Below are 1,398 nucleotides of genomic sequence, written 5' to 3'. Positions count from 1 at the left end.
CAAAGCTACATCTTCGATAGTATCTGAGCCAATCGGTATATAAACGCCTTGTCCAGCCACCCATACTGCATTTCGTAATTGGGCATTATCCAAATCAACTCGTCCAACAAAGCCCCCGTTTAAATCGTACATTGCAAGTTTAGCGCTGAGTCCATCACTTTCTTGTACAACAAAATGGTCGTCAACTGACAGCAAGCCAAAGATCGAACCATTCGCAACACTTAGCGAAGGCAAAGTATTGACGGTTGAAGGTGACCCAAGGTCAACTGAACGCAATGACCCATTTGTTCCGACAAGAAGTAGCTTGTCTTGAGCCGACTCATAAGTTACGAAGTCAACCGGCAAAGAAGATACATCAATATGGCTAATGTAATTGCCGGTTACATAATCATAACGAATCAGGGAATCCCAACTCGATGCGTAAAACGCAAATTGCTCATAAGAGGCATTATCGATGAATGCAACCTTCCCTATTTCAGATTGCTCTGCCATCCAGCTAGCGTAGCAGCGCATGCGATCAGCTCTTTGAAAACCATTCGTCAAGGTCGAACAAGCGTTGTCTAGAGGATATCCGTCACTATTATCGTTAGCACCATCATTGTCACTATCAGCAATCGTAGGCATTGATTTATACCCAACTGTAAAACAATAGGTTGCGCCATTTACACTATGTTCTACTTCAAGAGACGAGCACTTTCCTGGGCCCGTTTCTAAACGCGGGTTAGTAAATTCTGTCGCCGCATCTGGATCGACGAAAGACACGGTAAGCTCCGCATCATCATTAACACCATCACTATCCGTATCCGCCTTATTCGTCTGAGTCATAAGGATGTTAATCTCTACACCATCCAATAAACTATCTGTATCAGAATTTGCGACAATCGAACTAGAGTCCGTGAGATTATGTTCTCTCAGATTACTAGCGTAATCATTATCATAATCTTCGTTCGCATCGAGAATTCCATCGTTGTCTGAATCCACGCTTAATGGGTTGCTATGCGTAAAGCGATTTTCCGTTCTCATTTTCTCAAATGATTGAGGTAGCGACATATCCGTTTCGGTTAAATCGACAGGAGCATCAAAGTTAATCGGCGCTACATCATTTTCAATAACCAACAACTCTTCGATATCAAAAATACCATCACCGTCACCATCTTCTGAGCGAGGGTCCGACACATACCAAACATAAAGCCTATCTAGGCCAGGAATCGTTAGACCGGCAAAGTCAGTGATCACTTCTCTAAATGGTGGGTTGTGGAAATCAGTTCTTGGAGAAGGAATCCATCCTGGAGATAGGTATCTGCTATTCAGGACCTCATCTGGCACATTATCACTATTCAAATCGTCTCCGAAATAGAACAGCGTGTCGTCAGATTTATAGCCAAAAACCCACACCTC

Annotated in this window: 1 protein-coding gene; it reads right to left on the bottom strand. The window is 43.3% G+C overall.

Going from position 1 to position 1,398, the window contains the following annotated elements; genetic code table 11:
• The coding region (locus A3739_RS30320) for a hypothetical protein (RefSeq protein WP_197472526.1) at positions 1–1,398 on the bottom strand (1,398 nt) is incomplete at both ends.

It is taken from the genome of Oleiphilus sp. HI0067, from assembly GCF_001635735.1.
The sequence above is the reverse complement of the archived record's forward strand: the minus strand, read 5'-3'. Positions and strand labels throughout refer to the sequence as shown.